Origin of the sequence: Clostridium thermarum (assembly GCF_006351925.1) — a bacterium.
Lineage (GTDB): Bacteria > Bacillota > Clostridia > Clostridiales > Clostridiaceae > Clostridium_AU > Clostridium_AU thermarum.
This window is the reverse complement of record NZ_CP040924.1, coordinates 54731-79008: the sequence shown is the minus strand read 5'-3', so window position 1 is coordinate 79008 and position 24278 is coordinate 54731. Positions and strand designations below refer to the sequence as shown.

The 24278-nt window shown below is 36.7% G+C and carries 19 protein-coding genes, 2 tRNA genes and 1 riboswitch; of the genes, 4 read left to right on the top strand and 17 right to left on the bottom strand.

Annotation, left to right across the window (positions count from 1 at the left end; translation table 11 throughout):
• Positions 1-31 precede the first annotated feature (31 nt).
• Both FHY60_RS00350 and FHY60_RS00345 read right to left on the bottom strand, forming a co-directional pair.
• Positions 32-604, bottom strand: coding sequence for a xanthine phosphoribosyltransferase (locus tag FHY60_RS00350; protein WP_139902114.1), 573 nt, complete (start codon positions 602-604; stop codon positions 32-34).
• Between the two features lie 125 nt (positions 605-729).
• Positions 730-831, bottom strand: a riboswitch (purine riboswitch).
• Between the two features lie 132 nt (positions 832-963).
• Positions 964-1037, bottom strand: a tRNA-Arg gene (locus FHY60_RS00345).
• Between the two features lie 134 nt (positions 1038-1171).
• On the opposite strand from FHY60_RS00345, the gene FHY60_RS00340 reads away from it, so the two are divergent.
• Together FHY60_RS00340 and FHY60_RS00335 are read left to right on the top strand one after the other, a co-directional pair.
• A complete protein-coding gene (locus FHY60_RS00340; RefSeq protein ID WP_139902112.1) occupies positions 1172-2560 on the top strand; it encodes an oxaloacetate decarboxylase subunit alpha in 1389 nt (462 codons plus the stop codon).
• A gap of 21 nt (positions 2561-2581) precedes the next feature.
• A complete protein-coding gene (locus FHY60_RS00335) occupies positions 2582-4183 on the top strand; it encodes an ABC1 kinase family protein (protein WP_139906246.1) in 1602 nt (533 codons plus the stop codon).
• A gap of 51 nt (positions 4184-4234) precedes the next feature.
• On the opposite strand, the gene FHY60_RS00330 is transcribed toward FHY60_RS00335, so the two are convergent.
• Both FHY60_RS00330 and FHY60_RS00325 read right to left on the bottom strand, forming a co-directional pair.
• Positions 4235-5443: an NADP-dependent isocitrate dehydrogenase gene (locus FHY60_RS00330; RefSeq protein ID WP_139902110.1), complete on the bottom strand. Its 1209-nt coding sequence runs from the start codon at positions 5441-5443 to the stop codon at positions 4235-4237.
• A gap of 265 nt (positions 5444-5708) precedes the next feature.
• Positions 5709-6164 carry a DUF4342 domain-containing protein gene (locus tag FHY60_RS00325; protein WP_139902108.1) on the bottom strand — a complete coding sequence of 152 codons (456 nt, stop codon included), beginning with the start codon at positions 6162-6164 and terminating at the stop codon, positions 5709-5711.
• 287 nt (positions 6165-6451) lie between these two features.
• Between FHY60_RS00325 and FHY60_RS00320 the strand changes: the two genes are divergently transcribed.
• Positions 6452-7339: a phosphatidylserine decarboxylase gene (locus FHY60_RS00320; RefSeq protein ID WP_139902106.1), complete on the top strand. Its 888-nt coding sequence runs from the start codon at positions 6452-6454 to the stop codon at positions 7337-7339.
• A 118-nt stretch (positions 7340-7457) separates the two neighbouring features.
• Here the strand turns inward: FHY60_RS00320 and FHY60_RS00315 are convergent, their stop codons facing one another.
• The 3 genes from FHY60_RS00315 to FHY60_RS00305 form a co-directional block, all read right to left on the bottom strand.
• Entirely contained in the window at positions 7458-8096 is a 639-nt protein-coding gene (locus tag FHY60_RS00315) for a hypothetical protein (RefSeq protein WP_139902105.1), read from the bottom strand.
• Between the two features lie 148 nt (positions 8097-8244).
• On the bottom strand, positions 8245-9312 hold the full coding sequence (locus FHY60_RS00310) for an HD-GYP domain-containing protein (RefSeq protein WP_139902103.1): 1068 nt from the start codon (positions 9310-9312) through the stop codon (positions 8245-8247).
• Between the two features lie 236 nt (positions 9313-9548).
• Complete coding sequence (locus FHY60_RS00305) at positions 9549-11012, bottom strand: methyl-accepting chemotaxis protein (protein ID WP_139902101.1); 1464 nt, start codon at positions 11010-11012, stop codon at positions 9549-9551.
• A 314-nt stretch (positions 11013-11326) separates the two neighbouring features.
• Here FHY60_RS00305 and FHY60_RS00300 point away from each other — a divergent pair, with 314 nt between their 5' ends.
• The gene (locus FHY60_RS00300; protein ID WP_139902099.1) at positions 11327-12325 is read left to right on the top strand and encodes a ketoacyl-ACP synthase III; all 999 of its coding nucleotides are present in this window, start codon (positions 11327-11329) and stop codon (positions 12323-12325) included.
• 95 nt (positions 12326-12420) lie between these two features.
• On the opposite strand, the gene hypB is transcribed toward FHY60_RS00300, so the two are convergent.
• The 10 genes from hypB to FHY60_RS00250 all read right to left on the bottom strand — a co-directional run bounded on the left by hypB (position 12421) and on the right by FHY60_RS00250 (position 24241).
• Positions 12421-13086, bottom strand: a complete 666-nt coding sequence (hypB, locus tag FHY60_RS00295) for a hydrogenase nickel incorporation protein HypB (protein ID WP_139902097.1) — start codon at positions 13084-13086, stop codon at positions 12421-12423.
• A gap of 67 nt (positions 13087-13153) precedes the next feature.
• Positions 13154-13912, bottom strand: a complete 759-nt coding sequence (locus FHY60_RS00290; RefSeq protein ID WP_139902095.1) for an energy-coupling factor ABC transporter ATP-binding protein — start codon at positions 13910-13912, stop codon at positions 13154-13156.
• 3 nt (positions 13913-13915) lie between these two features.
• Complete coding sequence (gene cbiQ / locus FHY60_RS00285) at positions 13916-14722, bottom strand: cobalt ECF transporter T component CbiQ (protein WP_139902093.1); 807 nt, start codon at positions 14720-14722, stop codon at positions 13916-13918.
• A 36-nt stretch (positions 14723-14758) separates the two neighbouring features.
• Entirely contained in the window at positions 14759-15811 is a 1053-nt protein-coding gene (locus FHY60_RS00280) for an energy-coupling factor ABC transporter permease (protein ID WP_139902092.1), read from the bottom strand.
• A gap of 180 nt (positions 15812-15991) precedes the next feature.
• Positions 15992-16846, bottom strand: coding sequence for an ATP-grasp domain-containing protein (locus tag FHY60_RS00275; RefSeq protein WP_139902090.1), 855 nt, complete (start codon positions 16844-16846; stop codon positions 15992-15994).
• Position 16847: 1 nt separating this feature from the next.
• Complete coding sequence (locus FHY60_RS00270) at positions 16848-17741, bottom strand: ATP-grasp domain-containing protein (protein WP_139902088.1); 894 nt, start codon at positions 17739-17741, stop codon at positions 16848-16850.
• A gap of 138 nt (positions 17742-17879) precedes the next feature.
• Positions 17880-17956: transfer RNA gene (locus FHY60_RS00265), tRNA-Arg, on the bottom strand.
• Between the two features lie 122 nt (positions 17957-18078).
• Positions 18079-19344: a sensor histidine kinase gene (locus tag FHY60_RS00260; protein WP_139902086.1), complete on the bottom strand. Its 1266-nt coding sequence runs from the start codon at positions 19342-19344 to the stop codon at positions 18079-18081.
• A gap of 128 nt (positions 19345-19472) precedes the next feature.
• Positions 19473-23009, bottom strand: coding sequence for an AAA family ATPase (locus FHY60_RS00255; RefSeq protein WP_139902085.1), 3537 nt, complete (start codon positions 23007-23009; stop codon positions 19473-19475).
• Entirely contained in the window at positions 23006-24241 is a 1236-nt protein-coding gene (locus FHY60_RS00250; RefSeq protein WP_139902083.1) for an exonuclease SbcCD subunit D, read from the bottom strand. Before FHY60_RS00250 ends, FHY60_RS00255 begins: the two co-directional genes overlap by 4 nt.
• Positions 24242-24278: the final 37 nt, after the last annotated feature.

Genomic DNA, 24278 nt, shown 5'->3' with positions numbered 1-24278 from the left:
AGTTTTATTATTTAAAGCTATTTGTATAGCCTTAATCCTTAAAAATTACCTTTCCGCTTTCCATAGATTCTATTATTGCAAGAGATTCAACTCTCACACCGGCCTCTTCTACGAGCTTTCTTCCTCCCTGGAAAGCTTTTTCAATTACTATTCCTGCTCCCACTACTTCTGCACCCGCTTGTCTAACGATATCGCTTAGTCCAAGAAGAGCTCTTCCATTAGCTAAAAAGTCATCAATTATCAGTACCTTGTCAGAAACATCTATATATTTCTTTGAAACTCTAACCTTGTAAGACTGCTGCTTTGTAAAGGAATAAACTTCGCTTTCATAGGTTTCACTATCCATATTTCTCCCAGCGTACTTTTTTGCAAAAACTACCGGCACATTGAAGTACTGTGCTGCAATACTGGCAATTGCAATACCGGAAGCTTCTATAGTGAGTATCTTTGTAACCCTATCCCGGTTAAATATCCTTCTAAATTCCTTTCCCATCTCATTGAACAGTGGTATATCCAGTTGATGATTGAGGAAGTTGTCTACTTTTAAAACGGTATTTCCTATAACCTTGCCTTCTGACAATATCTTGTTCTTCAATAGCTCCATAGCTGTATCTCCTCTAATTCATTAATAATGAAAAAAGCTTTCTAAGTTGATGTTTCAACCTAGAAAGCTTATATAAAGACTTCAAAACAATAATAACAACACCCTACGTATACGAACATAGAGCACGCCTCTATATAAACTCCCATAGTCAGACCATTTACGGTAGTCCGGTAGAAACATTTAGTCCATATCACTAAACATATACAGGAATTCACGAACATTATTTAATTTTGCTTAAATTTCATTCGTCATTTCTCTTTGTTATAATCATAATACAATAACTTAGTTAAAAAATCAACAGCATTTTTTCAAAAAACTAAAAAGCCTGTAATCCAAATCAGATTACAGGCTTTTATCAGTGTTCCCGGCGGGAATCGAACCCACGGCCTTTCGCTTAGGAGGCGAACGCTCTATCCTACTGAGCTACGGAAACTCACGATACCTATTTATTTTAGTATAAACTTACTTTAAAGTCAACAGGGTGCTTGTTCAAAATTTTATTTATCACTTCTTACCCCCTTTATGCTAGAATATTAATGTAATATACTAGTAAATTGAGGTGAGCTAATGAAAAATATACATATAACCGAAACAGTTTTGAGAGATGCAAACCAATCCTTGATAGCAACAAGAATGGCTTTCGAGCAGTTTGCTCCTATTCTGAGAGACCTGGACGATGCAGGATATCATTCTTTGGAATGTTGGGGTGGAGCCACCTTTGATTCATGCATAAGATATCTTAATGAAGACCCTTGGGATAGATTAAGGAATATTAAGAGAATAGTTACAAAGACTCCTCTTCAGATGCTTTTAAGAGGTCAAAACCTCCTGGGCTATAAACATTATCCTGATGATGTGGTAAGAAACTTTATCAAATTAGCAGTATATAACGGAATAGATATCTTAAGAATTTTCGATGCCTTAAATGACTATAGAAATATAGAGGTTGCCATTGATGAAACCAAGAAACAGGGTGCCCATGCACAAGGGTGTATCGTATATACTGTAAGCCCTATTCACAACATTGAGAACTATATTAAATTGTCAAAAGAATTAGAAAATATGGGGGCAGATTCTATATGCATAAAAGACATGGCTGGGCTTATAATGCCTCAGACCGCTTATGAGTTGGTTAAATCCATAAAGGAGGCTGTAAAACTACCGATATATCTCCACTCTCATTCCACTAACGGCTTGGCAGAGATGGCCTACCTGAAAGCAGCAGAAGCCGGTGTGGACGGAATAGACTGTGCAATTTCAGCCTTTTCAAGTGGAACATCACAGCCTCCCACAGAATCAATGCATTACTCTTTAGAAGCAGCTGGTTTCTCTACAGGTGTGAACGGTAAGCTATTGAAGAAAATTAACGACTTCTTTAAGCCTGTCAGAGAACATTTTACCAAGACTGGTGAATTGGATTCCAAAGTATTGACCCCACAGCCAGAAGCCTTAACTTACCAGATCCCCGGCGGTATGCTGTCCAATATGATCTCACAACTTAAAGCTCAAAACTCTATAGATAAGTTGGATGAAGTGCTTGCTGAAGTTCCAAGGGTAAGAGAGGACCTTGGCTATCCACCCCTGGTAACTCCTATGAGCCAAATGGTGGGAACTCAAGCTACAGTAAATATCCTTACCGGTGAGAGATATAAGATGATTCTCAAGGAAGTAAAGGCTTACTGCAGAGGTGAATATGGAAAGGCCCCAGGTCAGATAAATCCTGACTTAATGGAAAAGGCCTTAGGTGAAGATAAGCCAATTACAGGCAGATTTGCCGATACCCTAGAGCCTATATTTAATAAAACCAAGGAAGAACTAAAGGATATCACAAGCAGTAATGAAGACGTGCTTTCTTATATCCTGTTCCCACAGATTGCAGAGAACTTTATTAAGGAGAAGAAAAAAAATCCTACTACCGATGAACTTCGAAGAGAAGTAAAGGCCATTGTAGTGTAATTTTTTGAAGGTGATATTATGGTGTATAAAAATTCCGGCCAACGTTTTAGAGAAATAGTAAAGATAATGGCCTCTTATGGCTTTGGGTATCTTGTAGATACAAAACTCAATAAGGGGGAAAAATCCCCCGCAAATTTAAGAAAAGCTTTTGAGGCCCTGGGTCCTACCTTTATTAAAATTGGTCAGATTTTAAGTACACGTCCTGATATTTTACCTTTGGCGTATATAGAGGAGCTTTCAAAGCTTCAAGACTCTGTACCGCCAGAAAACTTTGATGCCATAGATAAAGTCTTTATAGAGGAGTTCTCTCAAGATGTGAAGTCCCTATTTCTACATTTTGATGAGAATCCCCTCGCCTCTGCCTCTATAGCTCAAGTACATAGGGCTGTATTAAAGGATGGTAGGGAAGTAATCGTAAAAGTACAGCGACCCCATATTCAAGAGAAGATGCGTATGGATCTTGCAATTCTCAGCAGAATACTTAACATGACAAAGGCAAGATTTAAAGATTTTCTAATAGATCCCAAGGAGGCTCTTGATGAAATTCTTGCTTCAACGGAAAGAGAACTTAACTTTGAGCTGGAGGCTAAAAACATAGAGAAATTCTGCAACCTCAATAAGGATGTAAGCTTTATGTACACCCCCTTTGTTGTAAAGGAGATGTGCTCAAAGAAAATAGTGACCATGGAAAAGATAGAAGGTATTAAAATCTCAGATATCGGCAAGCTGCGGTCAGAGAAAATAAACTTAAATGAGCTTGGTAAAAATCTTGCACTATCCTTTTTCAAGCAAGTCTTTGAGGATGGCTTTTTCCATGGTGATCCTCATCCGGGAAATATACTCATCAAAGGCAACAAGCTTTGCTTTATTGATTTCGGTATAATGGGTGAACTATCCGATTCCCTTAGAAGTGCTCTTAATGAGATTATGATATCCATTGTATTCGAAGACATAAATAAACTCATTTCTGTATTGTTGTCTATAGGTACAAGAACGGGATATGTTGACAGAAACCAATTATACGATGATATAGAGTATTTACTTTCAAGTTATCTTTCAACTTCCCTGCGGAATATAAAGGTTTCCTTGGTTCTGCAGGAGGTATTTGACCTGTCCATCAGAAACAATATAAGAATGCCCAAGGAACTTACTCTATTAGCTAAGACAATGGTTATAGCTGAGGGAGTTGTGGCAAAAATTGCTCCTGATATAAGTCTTCTTGATGTGGCCATTCCCTATGTAAAAGCCAATACCCGAAAAAGCTGGCTTAAAGATATCAGCTTTGAAGACTTCGCTATAAAGGCACTCCGTTTTTCCAACGATTCTTCAAAATTGCCTTCCAAGCTGCTGGAACTATCGGACAGTATCCTCAGGGGAAGGTCCAAGATACAATTTGAACATAGAAACCTTGAAAAGCCCATAAGCTCCTTAAACAGAATGGTAAACCGCTTAGCCTCTACTATACTTGTTTCCTCTTTAATAATTGGGTCCTCACTTATTATTGATTCAAGTGTAGGGGGCAAATACCGCGGAATGTCTATAATCGGAGTTTCCGGTTTTATCATATCCGGATTGATGTCTTTGTGGATATTAATAAGTATTCTTAGGTCAGGAAAGATGTGAATTATAAAAGGTCCGGAACCAAATTATGCCCCGGACCTTTGTGTTTATTTATTACAGTGCAGCTTCTAATCTCTTCTTAATTTCATAGAGAAATTCTTCTGTGTTTACTAATGTTTTGTTTTCAACTTCTGAAAGAAGAGCTAATTCTTTTGTCATTACGCCTTCTTCTATGGTTCTTATAGCTGCTGCCTCCAGCTTATCTGCAAAAGCTACCAAATCAGTAATACTATCCAGCTCACCTCTTTTTCTTAGAGCTCCTGTCCAAGCAAAAAGGGTTGCCATGGAGTTTGTTGAGGTAGTCTTACCTTCAAGGTGCTGATAGTAGTGTCTTTGAACCGTTCCATGAGCTGCTTCATACTCGTAGTAGCCTTCAGGAGAAACAAGCACTGAAGTCATCATTGCAAGGCTGCCGAAAGCTGTTGCAACCAAGTCTGACATTACATCACCATCGTAGTTTTTGCAAGCCCATATAAATCCGCCTTCAGATTTTACAACCCTAGCTACTGCATCATCGATCAGTGTATAGAAATATTCAATGCCTGCAGCTTCAAACTTTTCCTTGTATTCTGCATCATATATTTCCTGGAATATATCCTTGAATCTATGATCATATATCTTTGAAATTGTATCCTTGGAAGCGAACCATAAATCCTGCTTTAAATCAAGGGCATAGTTGAAGCAGGCCCTTGCAAAGCTTTCTATGGAAGCGTCAAGGTTGTGCATTCCCATAACAACCCCAGGTCCCTTAAAGTCGTGAACCAGCTGCTTTGTAACAGTACCATCCTCGGCAGTATATACCAATTCTACCTTTCCCGGTCCTTCAACCTTATATTCTGTATTTTTATATACATCACCATAAGCGTGTCTTGCTACTGTAATAGGCTTAGTCCAAGTTTTAACGAAAGGCTTTATGCTGTCCACGATAATAGGAGTTCTGAAAACTGTACCGTCAAGGATTGCTCTAATAGTTCCGTTTGGACTCTTCCACATCTCCTTTAGGTTGTATTCCTTCACTCTGGCAGCATTAGGAGTTATGGTTGCACACTTTACCCCAACCCCATACTTCTTAATAGCATTTGCAGCATCAATGGTTACCTGATCATTGGTTTCATCTCTGTGCTGAAGTCCTAAGTCATAGTACTCTGTCTTAAGCTCTATATACGGCTCTAGCAGTACATCCTTAATCATCTTCCAGATGATTCTGGTCATTTCATCTCCGTCCATTTCTACCAATGGCACGTTCATTTTAATCTTTTCCATTACCTAGCCCCACCTTTAATTTTAATTTTTGAAACCCCAATATCTTTCAAATTTCAAAATATACTAATAAATATATTTTATTATAAATTAATACAGGTTTTTATGCAAGATTATAACTCAACTTATTCAATAATCATACCTTCCACATGCCTTCTCCCGGTGGCAGAGCTGTCAAGAATAATTAAAAAAGGGTATAAAAAAATCCGCGCAATGCACGGACTTCAACTTTTCAATATTTGAAGGATTTAATACCCTTTATAATCAATTACTTCTGAACTATCTCATTAGTTGTATTCATGGTAGCTACTGCAGCAGACATCTTATCAAGGACTTTATTTATCTCCATGTTTCCGCCATCAGGCTTTATAAACTTTATTCTATGATTTGTAAACAGTCCAACTGCAACTCCAGCTATAGTCACCGGTGCAGCAAATATTGTAGTTAAAACCACCACATTAACCGGTACATTGATTACTATCTTATCCTGTTTAGTCATAAGAAACCTGGTCTCCTGTCCCTTCTTTATTAGGCGCTTAACGGAATTAATAAAGCCACATTCTGGGCTATTATAGTTAGTGGTTTTTATCTTATTGTTTCTTTCAAGATATACCAGGGCTTCTACCATATCTCCACCACAAGCTTCCAAGGCAGTTTTTGCTTCCTCATAGCTAACATTTGCTCTCTGTCTTAACATATCGATCATTTCTAAAGTTACATTCATTTTTATTCCTCCCATATTTCAATACTGTGTTTGTTTCCTTTGATGTTTTTATTATATAGACGGAAAATTAAATCCCATTTAGAGTAACATTAGAAATACATTAGAAAAACATTAATTCATTTTAAGTTTATAAAACTTAGTACCAACACTTTTCTATAACAGATTTTATGAGGGAAAAATAAGCAACCTTCCTCTTTACCATATTACATCAAACTTTCTTTCTATTTTCTCAGTATTATATTATAATGTTTATATTCAATAAACCTAAGAGACAAGGAGAAGATTCTATGATTCAATACTACAATAGAAAAACCGGTAAATATGAGACTGAGAAAGTTGCAGGTGATAGGTATCTTAATTGGATTTATTCTTCTCCAATAGGCATGACTATCTTAGAACTGCTTGTAAAGAAGAAATTTCTTTCTGCTTTGTTTGGCAGATATTGTGATAGCAGACTAAGCGCCAGAAAGGTTCCAAAATTTATAAGTCAATTTGATATTGATATGTCTGTTTGTGAAAATAAGGATGGTAATTTTAAGAACTTTAATGACTTCTTTATAAGGAAGATCACAAAAGAGGGACGCCCAATTGACTTAAATGAAAGTTCCTTTATATCTGCCGGAGATGGCAGACTTACAGTGTATGATAACATTGATTTAGATAACCTCGTTCAGGTAAAAGGCCTTACTTATAGCTTTAAAGAACTGCTGGGAACCTCTGAACTATATGATACCTTTGATAAAGGCATTTGCATGATATTAAGGTTGTGTCCTACAGACTATCACCGTTTTCATTTTGTAGACAGCGGTACTTGCAGCCATACAAAAAAATTAAAGGGCAGCTATTATTCTGTTAATCCGGTAGCTCTTAACAAAAAAGAAAAACTCTTTTGCGAAAACAAAAGAGAATGGAGTGTCTTTAAATCTGATAATTTTGGGGATATCTTATATCTGGAGGTAGGTGCTACCTTCGTTGGATCCATCATTCAAACCTATGAGCCTGGGGTTAGGGTCTCTAAGGGTGATGAAAAGGGATATTTTAAATTTGGCGGCTCCACTGTAATTATGTTTCTTCAGAAGGATAAGATCAAAATTGATGAAGATATTTTGCAGCAGTCAAAGCTTGGTTTTGAAACTAAAGTAAACTTTGGCGAAAAAATAGGTAAAAGAATATAAGATAACTGTTAAATTCTTTTTCATTAATAAATTTATTAAAACCCCATAAAAAACCAGAGGTGATAAATTAATTTGATAATTTATCACCTTTAAATTTAACATTTTATCAATTTTATTTCTATGAAAAGCCGGAAATGGCTTCTCCTCTTATATAATTTAGTTTGCCCGAATTTCTTAAAATTAGAACCCCTTTATATTCACCAACAACTTCACCGCTGACAGTCTGACCATTTGTCAGTGCCAAGGTTACATTATCGCCATGAAAAATATCCTTTATAATCTTTGTTATATCATAATCTGCCAAGTTTACAGAATCATCTTCAGCAACATAAGATCCTTTTTCAGAGTTCACAACCTTTTTTCCTTCTTCAGCGGATTGTGAACTATCCTCTTGTTGGTCTCTATTTATAGAATCATCATAACCTTGATCAGATTCATAATTATCCTCTTCGTAATTTGTGTTTTGCTGCTGATTATTTTTGTTCAAACAATTTGTTATTAACAGCTCTAACACCTGTGTTACGATGGGAAGGTAATCTTGAATCTTCTCAAAAGTACTCTCTCTTCTCCTGTCTATCTCAGCTTCCCTTGCAGCCAATATCCTCCTAGCGCGTCTACCTCGTGCCCTTCTTATACGCCTTGGAGCCTTATTTTTATTTAGTAATATAGCTAAAATTATACCTATTATCAGTATTGTCTTAATATCCTTGTTATCATTTCCGGAAAGCAGTGCCATCAATAGTGCATAACTCAACATAAGTATACACCTCCACTTTGTAGATTCCAGCAGTATCTGCAGAATCGTAAATGTTCATCATTTTTTACATGTAAACTAAAAACTATAAAATCGTCCTACTATATAATATAGTAATTCGACATATTTGTTCTAATGTTAAAAAATTTTTTTACAGCACTAGCTTCTCAACAACCAAGTCCTTATGTTGTTTTAAATCTATAAAACCGGTGTCATCCAACAAAAGTGGTCTAGCTAAATCATTTACATCAACTTGGATTATTTTACAAATCTTTTTAGTATTCAGCATTACATTTTCTCCCATGTAGTAGTTAACCACATGGTTTAGGAAAACATTGCAGTACTCATAATCCAACCTTCCTAAGCTTTCTTTCTTTATTATTTCAAGAGCTTCAAAGGGACCTTTACTTTTTTTATACCCTCTATCAGAATTTACAGCATCAAAAACATCAGCTATGGCAATGATTTTTGCAAACTGATGTATTTTGTCACCGGTAAGTCCTAGAGGATAACCCGACCCATCACATCTCTCGTGATGCATTAATACTCCATAGCATACAGAAATATCTAAGAAAGGTACTTCTTTTATTAAATTATATCCTATTGTAGGATGCATCTTTACTTCATTATATTCTTTGCTGGTCAATCTATCAGGCTTATCTAAAATATTTTTATCTATTTTTGTCTTACCAATATCATGTAAAATTGCAGCATAGGTCAGAAGGTTTAGCTGGGATCCGCTTAACCCTATCCATTTTCCAAGAATTGTACTGAGAGCGGTTACATTTACACCATGTCTATATATAGTATCGCTTCCGCTGCCATAGAGTACTATGTTCTTTACTACAGAACTTGTGGACTTTAACTCCCCTTGAATTTTGGCAGCGAACCGTCTCACCTCATCAATGCCGGAGATACGCAAATTGTCCACATTCTCTAAAACTTTTTCTACGTCAAAGGTTAGTTCATTAAACCTTTCTTCTATTTGCTCAACAGTTTTTATCTTTTGACGCTCACTGTTTTCTGTTTCCTCATCGTCTTCCTCATAGTAGACCTCAATTTTATTAAAAATATAATGTTCTTTGAGTTTTTTTATAGCATATTCTGTTACAGGAACGCCCTTACCAATAAGCACCTTACCATTAGACTTTATATCGTTAGCTACAACCATACCGGGAACCAAATCATAAACATGTAATTTCTTCTTTTTTTCTGTCATTTTCTCACCTACCACAATCACTGCTTTTAACCCTTATATATAAAATAGAGATAATACATCAATTGATACATTCGACAAGAAAGTTTTTTATCCTTCCCAATATCCAAAACTAATTATTGAAGACTTAAGTTATTTTATCGTCATTTTTCGATTATTATTGCAAAGTACAGCTTAATTTTCATCTCAATATATTAAAATACCTTCTCAACATAATGAAAATAGCCGGTATTTACCGGCTACTCTACTGAATTTAGTTCTTTACATATATCATCAATCTCATTATAACTGGAAGTTATTTCACTAATGCTGCTGCTAAGTTCATCAATGGCTGCAAAGATCTCTTCCATGGCTGCAGCCGTAGTTTCTACGTTCTCACTGATATCATTTACTGAATGTAAAGTGTCTTTTATTGAATTCTCCAATACCATGGATTGTAAATTAACATTTTTTGAGTGACTCAATACTTTTGAAGTATTTTTATTAATATCTTCAAATAGTTTTTTAACATCCTTTGTATGTTTGTTACATACCTCAATAGACTTCTGTTCTTTTAACACTTCATCGGCTACAGCCTTTGTTTTATTAGATATATTATTTAATATTGCTTCTACCTGATCAGTATAAAGCTTTGAGTTTTCTGCCAGCTTTCTTACTTCATCCGCAACTACCGCAAAACCTCTTCCATGCTCTCCTGCTCTCGCAGCTTCAATGGATGCATTAAGGGCCAATAAGTTGGTCTGATCAGAAATATTGTTTATAGTATTGATTATCTGTACTATCTTTGTATTTTCTTGACTTAACTGGTTAATTAAATTTACCACTTCATTAATATCTGAGTGAACCTTGGTCATCTCAGAAGAAAGGATGTCTACTTTATTAGCACTGTTTAAAACTACATTTTCAGTAGAAAGGGATAACTCTTCCATGGTTCTGATAGCGCTTGTAACCTCACTTACCTTTTCTGCACCAACAGCAATTGACTCCTTCATACTATTGGTTATATCAACTTCCTTTGTAGCTCTGTCGGAAACGTCACTGGTGGAGGATATGATTTCCTCGGTTATCTGACCTGTTGCAGAAATCCCAACCTTTATCTTTTCATTTGCCACAGTCAATCTCTTTATCACATCATATATTTTACTTAATAACCTTTCAGCTCTGGATTTAGCTTCTTCTGTTAACTTATAATTTTCTTCCATTTTCTTATAGATGTTTTTTGTCATAAAGGCATTTACGGATAAAACTGCTGACCCTGCTAACACATATAATATGTATAGCACCAACTCATTATATGAAACTGAAGCAAATAAAGTAACTTTTTGACTTATAAAGAAGTACAGCAACAGACCTGAACTGAGTACCGCATTTATAACCATGGCCCTTAAGTCCTGATACACACTTATCAATATAACCCCATAATAGATTAAGATAAAGTTTGCCCAGCAAGGATTTGATATAAACATTATCATTATAGCAAACGGATAAGCAAATACTGAGAAGTACATAGTAGCCATAACATATTTTTTCTTTATTAAGATGCAATATATTAACAATATGGGAATTGCCGCTATTATAAGCACCATAATAGTTTTAAATTCTGTCTTTAGAAAAATATCAAAAACCGTTCTTATAATCACTGATAATAAGAATCCTACAGCCAGTATCATATTTTTCAGCTCGATGTTTTTCCTATAGTCCATTAATATTCCCTCCATCCACATTTGTTCCATATTCTTTCATTATGACTATTTTATTCTATCATACAAAACAACATTTTTCTATATATTTTTGTGATATTTTGTCACTTTATGTTTCTTTATAATATTAAACTGCAAATGTTATAATATTTATTATAATAACAACCAACTTTTCGTTAATGTTGTAGCAATTTTAATAAAAATATATACTTCCTTGTATAAATTTGCTATAATAACCTTAAGTTTTTAAATTCAACCAACAAATCATAAACCAATTATTTTAATACAACTATATATTTGATAAAGGAGGTTGCAAATTGAACGTAAAGATAAACAGAATTGAGTATTATCATCCAAAATCAAAATTCTCTAACGACTACTTTTTAGAACATTTCTCAAAACAAGGGATAGACATTTCCGGCCTTTTGGCAGTAACCGGCAGAGAGCAGAGATACATTTCTGAGGACTTTTACGAGAACTCCTTAACCATGGCTATAAAAGCTGCACAGAAAACAGTTGATAAAGCCCAGATTAATGTCCAGGATATAAACTTAGTTGTATTTGTTTCTTCAACTCCAGAATACCTATCGCCTACTAACTCCATAAAAATTCATGAGGCCCTGGGCCTGGGAAAAAACGCCAATGCCTATGATATGAATGGTAACTGCGCCGGCATGATTATCGCCATGGATCAGGTTTGCCGGGTAATGAAAAGTAATAATTCAATAAAATATGCCTTAATTGTTGGTTCCGATCAGTTGGTCAGATACTCAAGGCCAACTGAAGCAATCACCTATGCCAACTTTGGAGAGTCTGCCTGCGCAATGCTGTTGGAGAATGTTGAAGATGGTGTATCCGACTTTATAGACAGTACCTCCTATGTGGACAGCTCCTTAAGCCCTTATATAAATTTCCCCCCCAAGGGATTTTCAACATTTCTTCCTTCAGAAAAATATATAGACAAGCATAATAGAATAATTGAATGGATAGATTTCAATACAGATGATGCCTTTGCCAGCTCTGTAGACTCAATAAATAAGTTACTGTCCAGGCACAATTTAACCAAGACAGATGTAAAACTATACTGCTTATCACAGTTTGCTAAGAAAAATGTTGATATGATTAGAGAGGCCTTAGAGGAGCCAGAGGATAAATTCCCCTTCATAGGAAACAAATTTGGGTACACTGGTGTAACAAGCCCCTTCTTAGCTCTTACTGAATCTATAGAAAACAATAATTTACAACGTGGTGACTATATAATATTATGGACTGTTGGAGCCGGTGTGGTAGCATCATGCATCCTTTTGAGGTATTAAGAAAAAAACAACTGGAAATTAATAAGGCTGTTGCCAATAGAAGAAAAGTACTACTAACTTTCACTATTGAACAACAGCCTCACTATATATTGAGCTTATACTGCATCCTGCAATTTGGCCTTAATCTTTTCCTTAAGATACTGGGCAAGTTCTCCTACCCCTTCCCCATTCTTTGAGGACACCTTAAATACACTTATATTGTTATTGTATCCCTTTGTAACCCTTTCTACCCTGTCATCATCAAAGTCAAAATACTTTATCATATCCTGCTTGTTTATAACCAGAGTATCCGTCTCGGTGAACATCAATGGATATTTTTCCGGCTTATCATCACCTTCCGGCACGCTGAGTATTGATACTCTCAGGTCTTCACCTATTTGAAATTCTGCCGGACATACCAAGTTTCCTATATTCTCTATAAATATTACATCTAAATTATCTAAGTCAAAATATTCAAGAATATTTTTTATAGACATAGCCTCTATATGACATGCTCCTTCAGTATTAAGTTGAACCACAGGAATACCTAAACTGTCGATTTTTTCAGCATCAATTTGTCCTGCTATATCTCCCTCAATAACACCAACTTTAAATTCTTCTCTCAACTGCTTTATAAGTTCTACTATTAAACTTGTTTTTCCTGCCCCGGGAGATCCCATTACATTTATCATATAGATATTCTTTTCCTTTAATATATCCTTAACCTCATTACTGCAGTCTATGTTCCATTCTAATATTTGTCTCACAACTTTGATTTCCATAAGTCCCACTCCTTTATTTAATCAGGTATTTATACTAAAAGTAATATTTAGCCTCACATTATTTGGTCTAACCTTTCACATTTCCACATAGATTACAATTCTGGACTGAAAGTGGAAGCTCCAAGCCACAGTCATGCATTAATTCTTCATCAGATAAGATTACAGAAGCCTCACCATCCGCAGCAAACTCTCCGTTTTTTATCACAATAACCCTTTTACAGGTATCCAGTACAAGATCTAAATCATGGCTGGTTATTATCTTTGTATGCTCAAAGCTATTTAATAACTTTATAAGTCTCCGTCTTGATTTCGGGTCTAAACCACCAGTAGGCTCGTCCATTATCAGCACGTCCGGCTCCATAGACAAAACAGAAGCAATAGCAGCAGCCCGTTTTTCCCCACCGGAGAGTTTAAAAGGCGCCCTATGCTTTAAGTGGGATATACCCACCAAGTCCAAGGCCCTTACTACCCTTTTTTCAACTTCCTCTTCTTCCAGCTTGTAGTTTCTCGGTCCAAAGGCTACATCATCATATACAGTAGTCATAAAAAGCTGATCATCCGAATTTTGAAAAACCATACCTAATCTTTGACGTATCATAGGCAGGGTCTTTTTTGTAAGGCGTATATCGCCTACAAGCACCTCCCCCTTACTTGGAAATATAAGGCCCATAAGCAGCATAAGCAGGGTGGACTTTCCCGCACCGTTTGCTCCAATAATCCCCACAGATTCACCATGGTGTATTGTAAAGGATAAGTCCCTTATAGCCTCGTATCCATCAGGATAGGAATAATGCAAAGATTTTACTTCAATTTTGTGATGGCTCATATATTAAATCACTCCTGTAAACAAAGAACCTATGATAATAGGTATGTTATAAAGTCTTGCTATTATAAAAAATATACACCATAAGGTCAAATATATATAGTCTTTAACGGCCGTTTTCTCTATACGTCCTAGGTTAATGTCACCGTTAAAGCCCCGTAAGCTCATAGCTTCATAAACTCTTTGTGCTCTGTCCAGGGTTCTCAGAAGAAGCTGTCCCGCAAAAGCCCCCCATGCTTTCATTTCTATGCCTTTCTGGCGGGGAGCTCTTAAGAAGTAAGCTCTCAGCATCCTTGAAACTTCCTCCATGAGCACTGAGATATAGCGGTAGGTCAACAACAGCTGCAAAACAAATATCTTGGGAATACGGAGCATACGCATTGCAGCGGCTAACTTATCCATTCCGGTAGTGGCTACCAAGAGGATACTTGCTGTCACCGTCAATCCGCACTTTATAAATATAGATACAAATGTAATCCAACCTCTGGAGATAGTAATTCCACCAAGCATTACAGTATAGTTATCAAAAATAGGATTTAGTATTCCAATGCCGATAATAAGAGGCTCCACCAGCAGTATTCTTCTTAAAATGGGAGCCATCGGTAGGTCAGCCAGTGAAAATACTAACACGGGATATAAAGCAAAGGGGATAAGCCCCATAACTTCATACCGTCCCATGGATATGAGGGAAGTAAGATATACCAAAGTTGTCACCAGCTTTATCAGTGGATGAAGCCTATGTATAAAGGTATCCTTACTTGCCAGTTCATCCATAAGCCTCATATTATGTATAGTGCTTATAACGTCAGCCATATTTATCAAATCCTTCTATAAGTTTGTCCGTTATAATTAAGCCGAAACCTTCCTTTTCTTTCTTTTAACCGCGCTGATAGCCACTCCTGTAAGTGCTACCAAACCTAGGGTCATGACTCCACCCACTATACCTGAAACACTGGTTCCGGCATCCACGACAGGCCATACCGCTTCGGAAGGCTCCGCTTTCTCTTCATTTCCGGATACCTCAGCCTTAAAGCTGTAATCCGGTAAAAATGCTATCTTGTCCTGAATTTTAGACAAGATTTCATGGATTCCACCCGGAGTTTCTAGCTCTGCAGTCCCTGCAGTTTTTTCCATGGACCATTCCAAGCCATCAGGATTAGTAGAAGCAAACCAGGAGAGTACACCCCCTATCAATATAACTGAAACCATTAGTCCTGTTAGAACTTTCTTCATGGAAATATTACCAAAGGCCTCACCGGCAGCAGATTTTTCAAGAATCTCCGGTCTTGACCTCCAAACAAAAGTTACTACCGCTGCGGTTATAAGCCCTTCACCAATACCAATAGCCAGATGAATTGGCTGCATTAACATCAAAAAGGTTCCAAAAGGCAGCTCAGTCTTTCCTGACAATAGTGTTTCAAGCACTACACTGAAGGACCCCATTTGAAGTGCAAGTACCACAGATATCATGGAAGCTAAGAATATTTTCTCAGCTTTAAAACCTCTACGGATAAACCCTTTATAGACCAAGGGGTAGGCAATAAAACATGTGTAAAAGCCCAGGTTAAATACATTGCAGCCAAAAGCCAGTAGTCCGCCATCCCCAAAGAACAAGGCTTGTATCAACAAAACAGCTGCCATGGTTAAAAAGCCGGCATAAGGACCCAATAATATTGCAAGCAGCATACCACCTCCAATATGGCCGCTGGAGCCTGTACCGGGTATGGAAAAATTGATCATCTGAGCAGCAAAAACAAAGGCCCCCATAACCCCCATCAATGGAATTTTCTTTTCATCCATATCGTTATGTATCTTCTTAACAGAATAGGTAGAAATACCTCCGGTGGCAGCCAGCATGGTACCTCCAACAGCGGCGGAAATCAAAGCGTCTGACATATGCATGATAAGCACTCCTTTACAAATAAAATAACCCACAATGGGTAAGCTTAATAAACTTAACCCTTCGTGGGTTTGAATTACATAAATTAAATATAATAACACTTGAAGCCTTCGTGGCCCAAATTTAATATATCATTGTTTTCTAGCCTTTGTCAACAAATTAACTATGTATAGGAATCACATTTATATATTTTTCCGCATATGTTCAAGATACATCTTTACAATATCTATATCATAGTGCTTATATAGTGTTCTGGTACCAACTACATCCTCTATCTCGTTAAATAGAAACCTATTTTTATTATCTAAAATAAAGTCTATGCCAACAAAATCAAAGTCTAAAATACTTATTATGCTTCTGACAGTTTCCTCTTCCACTGAGTTTAAATTATACTTCTCCGATTCGCCGCCCAAGGAAAAGTTAGCTTTAAAGCCCTTATCTGAATATCTCTTCACAGCTGCTATTATTTCTCTTCCAAGTACAAATACCCTTATATCCTTCCCAGGGTTAGAACAAAGCTCCTGTAAGATAAATTCATCCCTTTTTAACTCCGATACTTTATTATTCAATTGTTCTAAATTATCTAACTTGTATACTTCACTTCCACCATGTCCATCTACAGACTTTATAATTATGGGATAACTCAGGTTAATATTGTTTGTTTTAAAATATTTCTTGTTGCACAACAAGGTTTTCACTGATTTTATGCCCTTACTGTTTACTATTTGATGAGTTTTAGCCTTATTATTGCATATTTCGGTTACCAAGGATGAGTTAAAAACCCTACATCCCATTAATTCAAAATGCTTCCCTATAATACTGTCCCTGCTTCTATTAATGACAAAGGTGGGGTTATCAGCCTCTTTTCCATTTATATCTACCGAAAAGGAACTGTTTTGAATTTCAAGGGATATTTCATCAGTAAACACCAACTCTATATACATATCATATAAGCTGGCATTTTTAATAAACTCATTGGCAAACCAACTATTTTTCCCGTAATCTTCTCTGTTATATATTAAAAGTCCTCTCTTCATTTTAAATTCTCCACAGTATATATTCAAAAATATGTTCAGCTACATCTATGCCTGTACACTGATAAATGTTCTTAATGTGAGCATTGGAATTAACTTCACAAATAATTGGCTCCTCATCTTCACCAAACAATAAATCTACCCCTGAAAAATCTGCCCCTACTAATTTTGAAGCCCTAATTGCCAATTCTTGAAACTTGTCATCCGGTTCATATTGCTGCATCTTTCCCCCATTTGATATGTTGGCCCTAAAATCCGTTTCAGAGGTCCTAAGCATAGAGGCCACCACCTTATCTCCAGCAACATGTATTCGAACATCTCTGCCTTTACTTGTTTCTATAAATTCCTGATATAAATGTGGTATGTAAAGCAGTTCTCTTCTCTTTTCAAGCAGTTCTTCCCTGTTATTTACTAAATAAACTTGTGCTCCAAAGGAGCCGAAGGCCTCTTTAACTACTAGGGGATAGCCGCATTCACTCTCTATAAAATCTATAAATCCTGTGTCTGTTTCTACCGTTCCTTTATACATCATGGGAGAAATTATGGTCTTTGGCATTTTTATATTATTATTAGCAAGAATTTGATAGGTCAGTATTTTATCATCACAGTTTTCAATTGTCTTAGAACTGTTAAAAAGCTTATATCCCAATAGCTCCAGATGTTTAGCCAACCTTATATCCTTATCCATAAACAAGATGAAATCCGGTTCCTTTTTTACCCTCTCAAGCTTTACTGTAGCAGAATTATTTTCAATTGTGCTGTAAACTTCATTGTTTTTTAATAACTCTAATTCTATGCCCATCTTTGCTGCTGATTCTTTATACCAGTTATTTATCTCTTCAAATTTATGGGATATTAAGCCACCGTTATAAATTAACCATCCATACTTACTCTTCACTAAATTGCCCCCCTTGTTACTCATGTCTCTACTTAATAGAAATATTGTAGCAAGATGGGACATATTGTGCAATCCAGCAGTAGATATTAAAAAATACAGGACTTGCATTTCTGCAAACCCTGTATTTTCAATGCTTTATGGTGCAGCGGAGAGGATTCGAACCCCCGACCAACTGGTTCGTAGCCAGCTACTCTATCCAACTGAGCTACCGCTGCATAATTAACATAAATAATATAGCATAAAGGTTAAAAAATTGCAAATTTTTTTAGGTGGAAAATATGACACAATTATACTACTTGATTTTTTCGTATAATTGTGCCCTTAAATATTATTTTCACTATACATTTAAATTATATATGTCAGAAAATTCTATGGATACTCTTTCAACATTATTTTGACTGGGCATTTTGAAGTCTGATCCACTTTCCTTCTCTTCCACCGTATATACCGGCAAGGTTATGATAAATTCACTGCCTTTTCCAAGTTCACTCTTAAAGCTTATCTTGCCGCCATGCAGCTCCACAAGGGATTTAACTAAAGACAAGCCTATTCCGGTACCGGCTCTTTTCTTTTCCATATTACTGTGCCCTTGCATAAATCTTTTAAACATGAATTTCTGCTTTTCACGAGGAATTCCCTCGCCTTCATCTTTTATTGAAATCACTACATTTTCATCTTTATCTTTTACTGTTACATAAACGCATCTGCCCTCTGGAGTAAATTTAACAGCATTAGATAATAAATTTAAGATTATTCTTTCCATATTGTCTGCATCAAAAGCCATATACTTTTCTTCTACATCTGTATCAAAGATTATTCTTATACCAAGACTTTTGGCATAATCCACCACAGACATGGTTATATCCTCAACGGTATTGACAATATTGGCATTCTTCAAATTTAGAATCATATAACCGGATTCTATTTTGGTCATATCCAATACATTATTAATCATTCTCACAAGCCTGTAGCAATTTTGTTTTAGTATTTCATTATACTTTTTATAATTACTCATAACATTGTTAAAGTCGTTGTTTTTATATACGTGATCTTGAAGCTGTATGATGCCCAAAATCACATTTAAAGGAGTTCTGAATTCATGGGATAGATTTTCAAAAAACTCTGTTTTTATCCTATCGCACTCAAGGGCCTCTGCCAGCAGTTTCTTAGTTTTTTCGTTTTCCAATCTGTAAATTTCTTCTTGAGTTTCTTTAGATAAGGGCTTCATAACTTCAAGGTATAGGGTATTACCCTCGCAATATATCTTTCTACTAGAACATTCTAAGGCTATTTCTCTTCCATCACATTTTCTATAAAAGGTAATAGATGTAGGTAACACCTCTATATTAGTTTTTGTTTTTTCAAGATATTCTTCATATGTCTTTTGGTAATCGAAAGTAGGTGTAATCAGTTCACTTATATTCATACCTTCTATTCGTGCTTTGCAACGCTTATAAAGAATTTTCCTGGCTGACGGATTACAAAAGATAATGGTGTCCTCTCTTTTTATAATTACACCATCATTAATCATATCAAAAATACTTGTGTCGAAACTCAAAAGATACTTTTCATCACTATTAATAAAAGATCTTTTACTTTCCATAATAACCCCTCACGAAAAACATCAAGTTGAAATATTGCCTTTACTCCTATGTTTTTCCAACACATAAATATATTCTACATGTTACAGGAAAGTCCTTCAAAAAATTTCAATAAATCTAATTACTTTATTTAACTTAATTCGACCTTTACTTTGCTACCTCTTATTCCGTGCCGGGGCGGATCAACGAGAAGTTTAACCGGAACTCTGGCCTTTAATTCTTCAACATGGCTTATGATACCCACACAAAGCCTGTCAGAATGCAGTCTTTCAAGTGAATCCATTACAACATCCAGAAGATCATTGTCCAAGGTTCCAAAACCCTCATCCAAGAAGAAGAATTCCAGAGGAGCACTGCCCTTTAACTGTATTTGTGAAGACAGAGCCAGGGCCAGGCAAAGTGACGTTAAGAAGGTCTCTCCACCGGACAAGGTTCCGGTAGCCCTTCTGCAACCTCCGTTGAAGTCATCACGCATTATAAAGTTGCCTGAGCCATCTATTTCCAGTGCATATCTCCCGCCAGTAATGTTTTTCAGTCTTTTAGATGCTTCAATACAAATGTATTTCAGCTGATTCAATGCAACAAACTCAACAAACTTATTTCCTTCCACAAGTTTTGCAATATCATCAATATTGCTATAAATATGCTCCAGCTCTTTTTTGTTCTTCAGCAAGGACTTATACTCTGCCAAATTGCTCTCCATTTCTTTTATTCTGTGTGCAACAGCTGCAATCTCCTTGATATTTTCCTCAAAGGTAATGTTTATTTCTTCCCTATGACTGATTAGGGCCTTCCATTCTTCTTCTTTTAATCTCTTATCTCCAATTTTTAAGTGGATTCTGTCTATATTGAGTTTTATTTTATTCCTGCTGTTATCAAAGGATGTAATTTGTTCCTCCATGGCCTTCATAACTTCTTGGCTAAGCAGCTTTTCCTCTATGATACTTACATCTCCAAAACCATGGGTCTTCAGCTGTTCTTCAAGTCTTTCCTTCTGCTCAGCAGCCTGTATTCTCAATATGTTAACGTTGGTAGTCTCCTTTAGAAGAGTATCATTTAGCCTTCTATTCTCCTCACTGCAGCTTTCGTATTCCTTTCTGGCCTTAGCCTCAGCTTCAATGAGTACGGATTTGCTTGTGGTAACTTCTTCTACATACTTCTGCACATCTCTTCCTTCTGATAGCTGCTGTATATACTGATATTCCCTGTCTATAACAGTCCTTTTTTCCTTACCGCTTTCCAATATCCTTGCTATATCTACCTCTAAAGAAGACTTGGCCTTTACAAGCTCTTCCCTGTGATTTGTAATAGCAGTAATCTCTTCATTGATTTTCTTTACCTTAAGTTGAATTTCTCGTCCTTCCTTTTCCTTATCTCTTATTTCCTTCTGAAGCTTATCTGCATCTTCCACCTTATATAAGGCTTTTAGTCTGTTAACTTCATCAACTATTGGCTGCAGCTTGCCTTCATTATCTTTAATATCAGCAGAAATCTCTGAAAGGGCTGTTTTTTCAGCCTTCAGTTTTTCAGTCAGCATGATTTCCTTTTGTTCTACCATAACCTTGCTTTCCTTTACCAGGGTCAGCTGCTTTTCCAAGGTATCCTTGTTTTTATTCCAATTTTCTATGGAAGAACTTATACTTGCAAATTCCTTTTCTGCACCTTCCTTTTCTCTTACAGCCAACTCAAGTTCTAAGCCCCTGTACTGATTCTCAAGAGGTTCTAAGTAGGCTGCTACATAATCCCTGTTTTTCTTCTGCATAGTAATTTCTACTTCTATTTTTCTTATGCTTTCCTCTAAGTCCTTCTGTTTCTTTACAATGGTCTCTTTTTCCTTTATCAGTTCTGAATAAGCATCATTCTCTTCTATGGCCAATGCAGGATGGTGCTTTGATCCACAAACAGGACAAGGCTGATCCTCCTTAAGACCCATTGCCAAGGTATAGGCAGCATGTTTCAATTGCCCTTCAGCAATGTCTTTTTCCAAGGATATTATGTTCTCGGAAATAAACTTACTTTCTGACAACAGCCTCTCGTGTTCTGTATTTAAACCTTCCAGCTTTTTGTCTATATCCGCAAGTTCAGAATTTATCTCTTCCTTTTTAGCCTTAAAGGACTGTAACTCCTCTATGAGCTTTTCTAATTTGAAAATCTTATCCTTTTTTTCGAAAAGTAAGCTGTTATCAGGCGGAGGAGTAGTCATTATTTGGCACATCTTTTCCTCTGTTACAGCTATTTCCTTAAACTTTTCATCCTTTTGTAAAATAACTTCTTTTAGTTCAATCTCCAAACTGCTTATTAAAGATTTTTTTGTGTGAAGTCTTAACTTTAGATCATTTATTGACTTATTAAGCTTTATATGCTCCTGTTGTAAATTTGCCAACTTGTTTATATCATCCCTATAAGCAGGGTCCACGTTTAAGTCTTCTAGTCTCTTTTCTCCAAGCTGTCTCTCTGCAATCAAGGCTTTTAGCCTTTCATCGAAAAGCTCAATCTTCTTGTTGGTATCTGCAAGTACCTTATTCTTTTCACTATATTCCTTTAGTAGGCTCTGTCTATCTACTTCGATTAACTTTAGCTTACTTAATATTTCCATAGCCCTTGTAAGATCAGCTTCTTTCTGAATCAATTCCGGCAGTTCTTTTTCCTTCTTTTCATACCAGTACTTATATTCTTTGTCCTTAGCAGAAAGCTTAGTTGTACTGGCATCCAACTGCAGCCTAATTTTCTGTATTTCTTCTTCTATTTCTCTAACTTTAAATTCCGTAGACTTTAGCTCATCAAAGTAAGGCTTAACCTTCCATGCATTTTGAGCATCTGCAAGCTGCACTCTCTTACTTTCTATTTTAGATTCCTGTTCACTAAGCTCTTTATATTTATTTTCATACTCCGCAAGTTCCAGCTGCAGCTCCCAAACATTCTTATTTAATTCATATTCCTTGTCTAACCTTTCTTTCTCCTGCCTTATGTTTTCTCTCTTAGACTCCAAGGCAGAATACAGTTCCTTGAGCTCCTTATAGTTGTCCTCGCTTATTCCCTGCTCCTCGTAGGTCTTAACCCTGCCGATAACTATATTTAGGCTGTCATTCAATTCCTTCCTTCTGGCTTTTATTCTGTCTCCGAGTTTTTTACCAAACCTCTCTAAGCCAAAGAGCCTCTCCAGCATATTTCTCCTGTCCTTGCCGGTAAGCTTTAGAAATTCACTAAACTTGCCTTGAGGAAGCACTACGGAACGGGTAAAGTCTTCTGAAGTCAATCCAAGTATTCTCTCTACATTTTCCTTAACATCCGTTACACCTTCAGCAATAACAACCCTGCTGTTCTCTTTATCCTGCTCTGTTAATATTACATGCTTTGACTTATAGCTTCCGTTTTTATCCCTATTTAAAACTCTTTCCGCACAGTATACTTTCCTCTGTCCGGAATATAAGATCTCAAATTCATAGCTGACAGAAAGCATATCGCAATTGGTATTCATAAATTCTCTTGTATCCCTTGCAATGCTGCCGTACAAGGCTATGGTCATGGCGTCCAGTACTGTGGACTTTCCGCTGCCCGTTGGTCCAAAGATACCAAAGAGTCCCTTCTCTGTAAGTTGTGAAAAGTCTATTACCTGCTCTTCTACAAAGCTGTTTAAGCCTTTTATCTTCAGCTTCCTTGGCTTCATTCTTCCTCCACCACCCTTTCATCACTTTCTGCTTCATAAGCCAGTTCAGAGAAAAGCTCCATTATTTCTTCTGCAGGCTCAACCCCTCTTTGAACATAATAAAATTCTTTAAAGAGCTCGCCAATACTCTTCTCACCGACATTGTAGGTATGTTCCTCTTCCTCATCCAATCCCCTTATCTTAGGTACAATCTCCACAATATCCTTTTTATAATCATGCATCTGCTTAATATACTCTTGAGAGATATACTCATCCGTTTCTACCTCTAGGTAAACCCATATATCCCTGTCACTGTTCTCCTTGCACATTTCAACCCCTTCTTCGATGCTCTTGCACTTCCATATTTCTATAGGCTTGTAGTTACTCAGGTAAACTTCCTCAACCACCGCTTCACTGCCTGCCTTTACATCCACCATGTACATGGACTTGACATATCCGACTTCACTCTTACTGTATTGAATTGGAGAGCCGGCGTAGTAGGCCTTTAGAGTGGTACCCTTAACCCTCTGCGGCCTATGGAGATGTCCAAGTGCAATATACTGGGCTTTTTGAGGCAGTGCTGAAGGCTCTACAGCCAAAGATCCTCCTATCTCAATCTGTCTCTCGGAATCACTTCTGTCACTGCCAATAACATAAATATGTGATGCTGCTATATTTATGGTATCTTCTCTATAGTTTTCACTGAGCTTCTGGAAGAGCTCCCCTATTTTTTCCGAATAACTCTTCTTTCTGTCCTCATCAGACTCCTTCTCTACAAACACTTCACTGAGCCTTTTTTCACTGGGATAGGGCAGGGCTGCTATTACAACCTTCTCTCCTTTTAGGTGTATCTCTACCCAGCCTTCACCGGAGGCAGCAACTTCAAAACTTCCGTACCTGCCTGCCTCAACCATAGATTTTGGTGTGCCAAGCATCACTATTCCATGCTCGGAAGCCAAAGGTGCAGCTGCAATAAGCCTCTCAGGATTGTCATGATTGCCGGCAATAATCAGCACAGCCCTTTGCCCCTGGGCCGATACTTTTTTTAAGGTCTCATAAAACAGCTTTTCTGCCTTAGCCGGCGGATTACCGTTATCATATATATCTCCTGCAATTATTATCATATCTATATCATTTTTCTCTACAATCTCTGCAAATTCCAACAAAAACTTTTCCTGTTCCTCCAACCTGCTGTTCTTGGTACCGTCTAAGTTCTTTCCAAGATGCCAGTCAGAGGTGTGTAATATTCTCATAACTTAACCCCCTTCTAAAGTGACAAATCTCATTGAT

Excerpts from the sequence above, each read along its gene's own strand:
- FHY60_RS00350 (WP_139902114.1), bottom strand. The coding sequence starts at position 604 with ATGGAGCTATTGAAGAACAAGATATTGTCAGAAGGCAAGGTTATAGGA.
- FHY60_RS00340 (WP_139902112.1), top strand. The coding sequence starts at position 1,172 with ATGAAAAATATACATATAACCGAAACAGTTTTGAGAGATGCAAACCAA.
- FHY60_RS00330 (WP_139902110.1), bottom strand. The coding sequence starts at position 5,443 with ATGGAAAAGATTAAAATGAACGTGCCATTGGTAGAAATGGACGGAGAT.
- FHY60_RS00325 (WP_139902108.1), bottom strand. The coding sequence starts at position 6,164 with ATGAATGTAACTTTAGAAATGATCGATATGTTAAGACAGAGAGCAAAT.
- FHY60_RS00320 (WP_139902106.1), top strand. The coding sequence starts at position 6,452 with ATGATTCAATACTACAATAGAAAAACCGGTAAATATGAGACTGAGAAA.
- FHY60_RS00315 (WP_139902105.1), bottom strand. The coding sequence starts at position 8,096 with ATGTTGAGTTATGCACTATTGATGGCACTGCTTTCCGGAAATGATAAC.
- FHY60_RS00310 (WP_139902103.1), bottom strand. The coding sequence starts at position 9,312 with ATGACAGAAAAAAAGAAGAAATTACATGTTTATGATTTGGTTCCCGGT.
- FHY60_RS00305 (WP_139902101.1), bottom strand. The coding sequence starts at position 11,012 with ATGGACTATAGGAAAAACATCGAGCTGAAAAATATGATACTGGCTGTA.
- hypB (WP_139902097.1), bottom strand. The coding sequence starts at position 13,086 with ATGGAAATCAAAGTTGTGAGACAAATATTAGAATGGAACATAGACTGC.
- FHY60_RS00290 (WP_139902095.1), bottom strand. The coding sequence starts at position 13,912 with ATGAGCCATCACAAAATTGAAGTAAAATCTTTGCATTATTCCTATCCT.
- cbiQ (WP_139902093.1), bottom strand. The coding sequence starts at position 14,722 with ATGGCTGACGTTATAAGCACTATACATAATATGAGGCTTATGGATGAA.
- FHY60_RS00280 (WP_139902092.1), bottom strand. The coding sequence starts at position 15,811 with ATGCATATGTCAGACGCTTTGATTTCCGCCGCTGTTGGAGGTACCATG.
- FHY60_RS00275 (WP_139902090.1), bottom strand. The coding sequence starts at position 16,846 with ATGAAGAGAGGACTTTTAATATATAACAGAGAAGATTACGGGAAAAAT.
- FHY60_RS00260 (WP_139902086.1), bottom strand. The coding sequence starts at position 19,344 with ATGGAAAGTAAAAGATCTTTTATTAATAGTGATGAAAAGTATCTTTTG.
- FHY60_RS00255 (WP_139902085.1), bottom strand. The coding sequence starts at position 23,009 with ATGAAGCCAAGGAAGCTGAAGATAAAAGGCTTAAACAGCTTTGTAGAA.
- FHY60_RS00250 (WP_139902083.1), bottom strand. The coding sequence starts at position 24,241 with ATGAGAATATTACACACCTCTGACTGGCATCTTGGAAAGAACTTAGAC.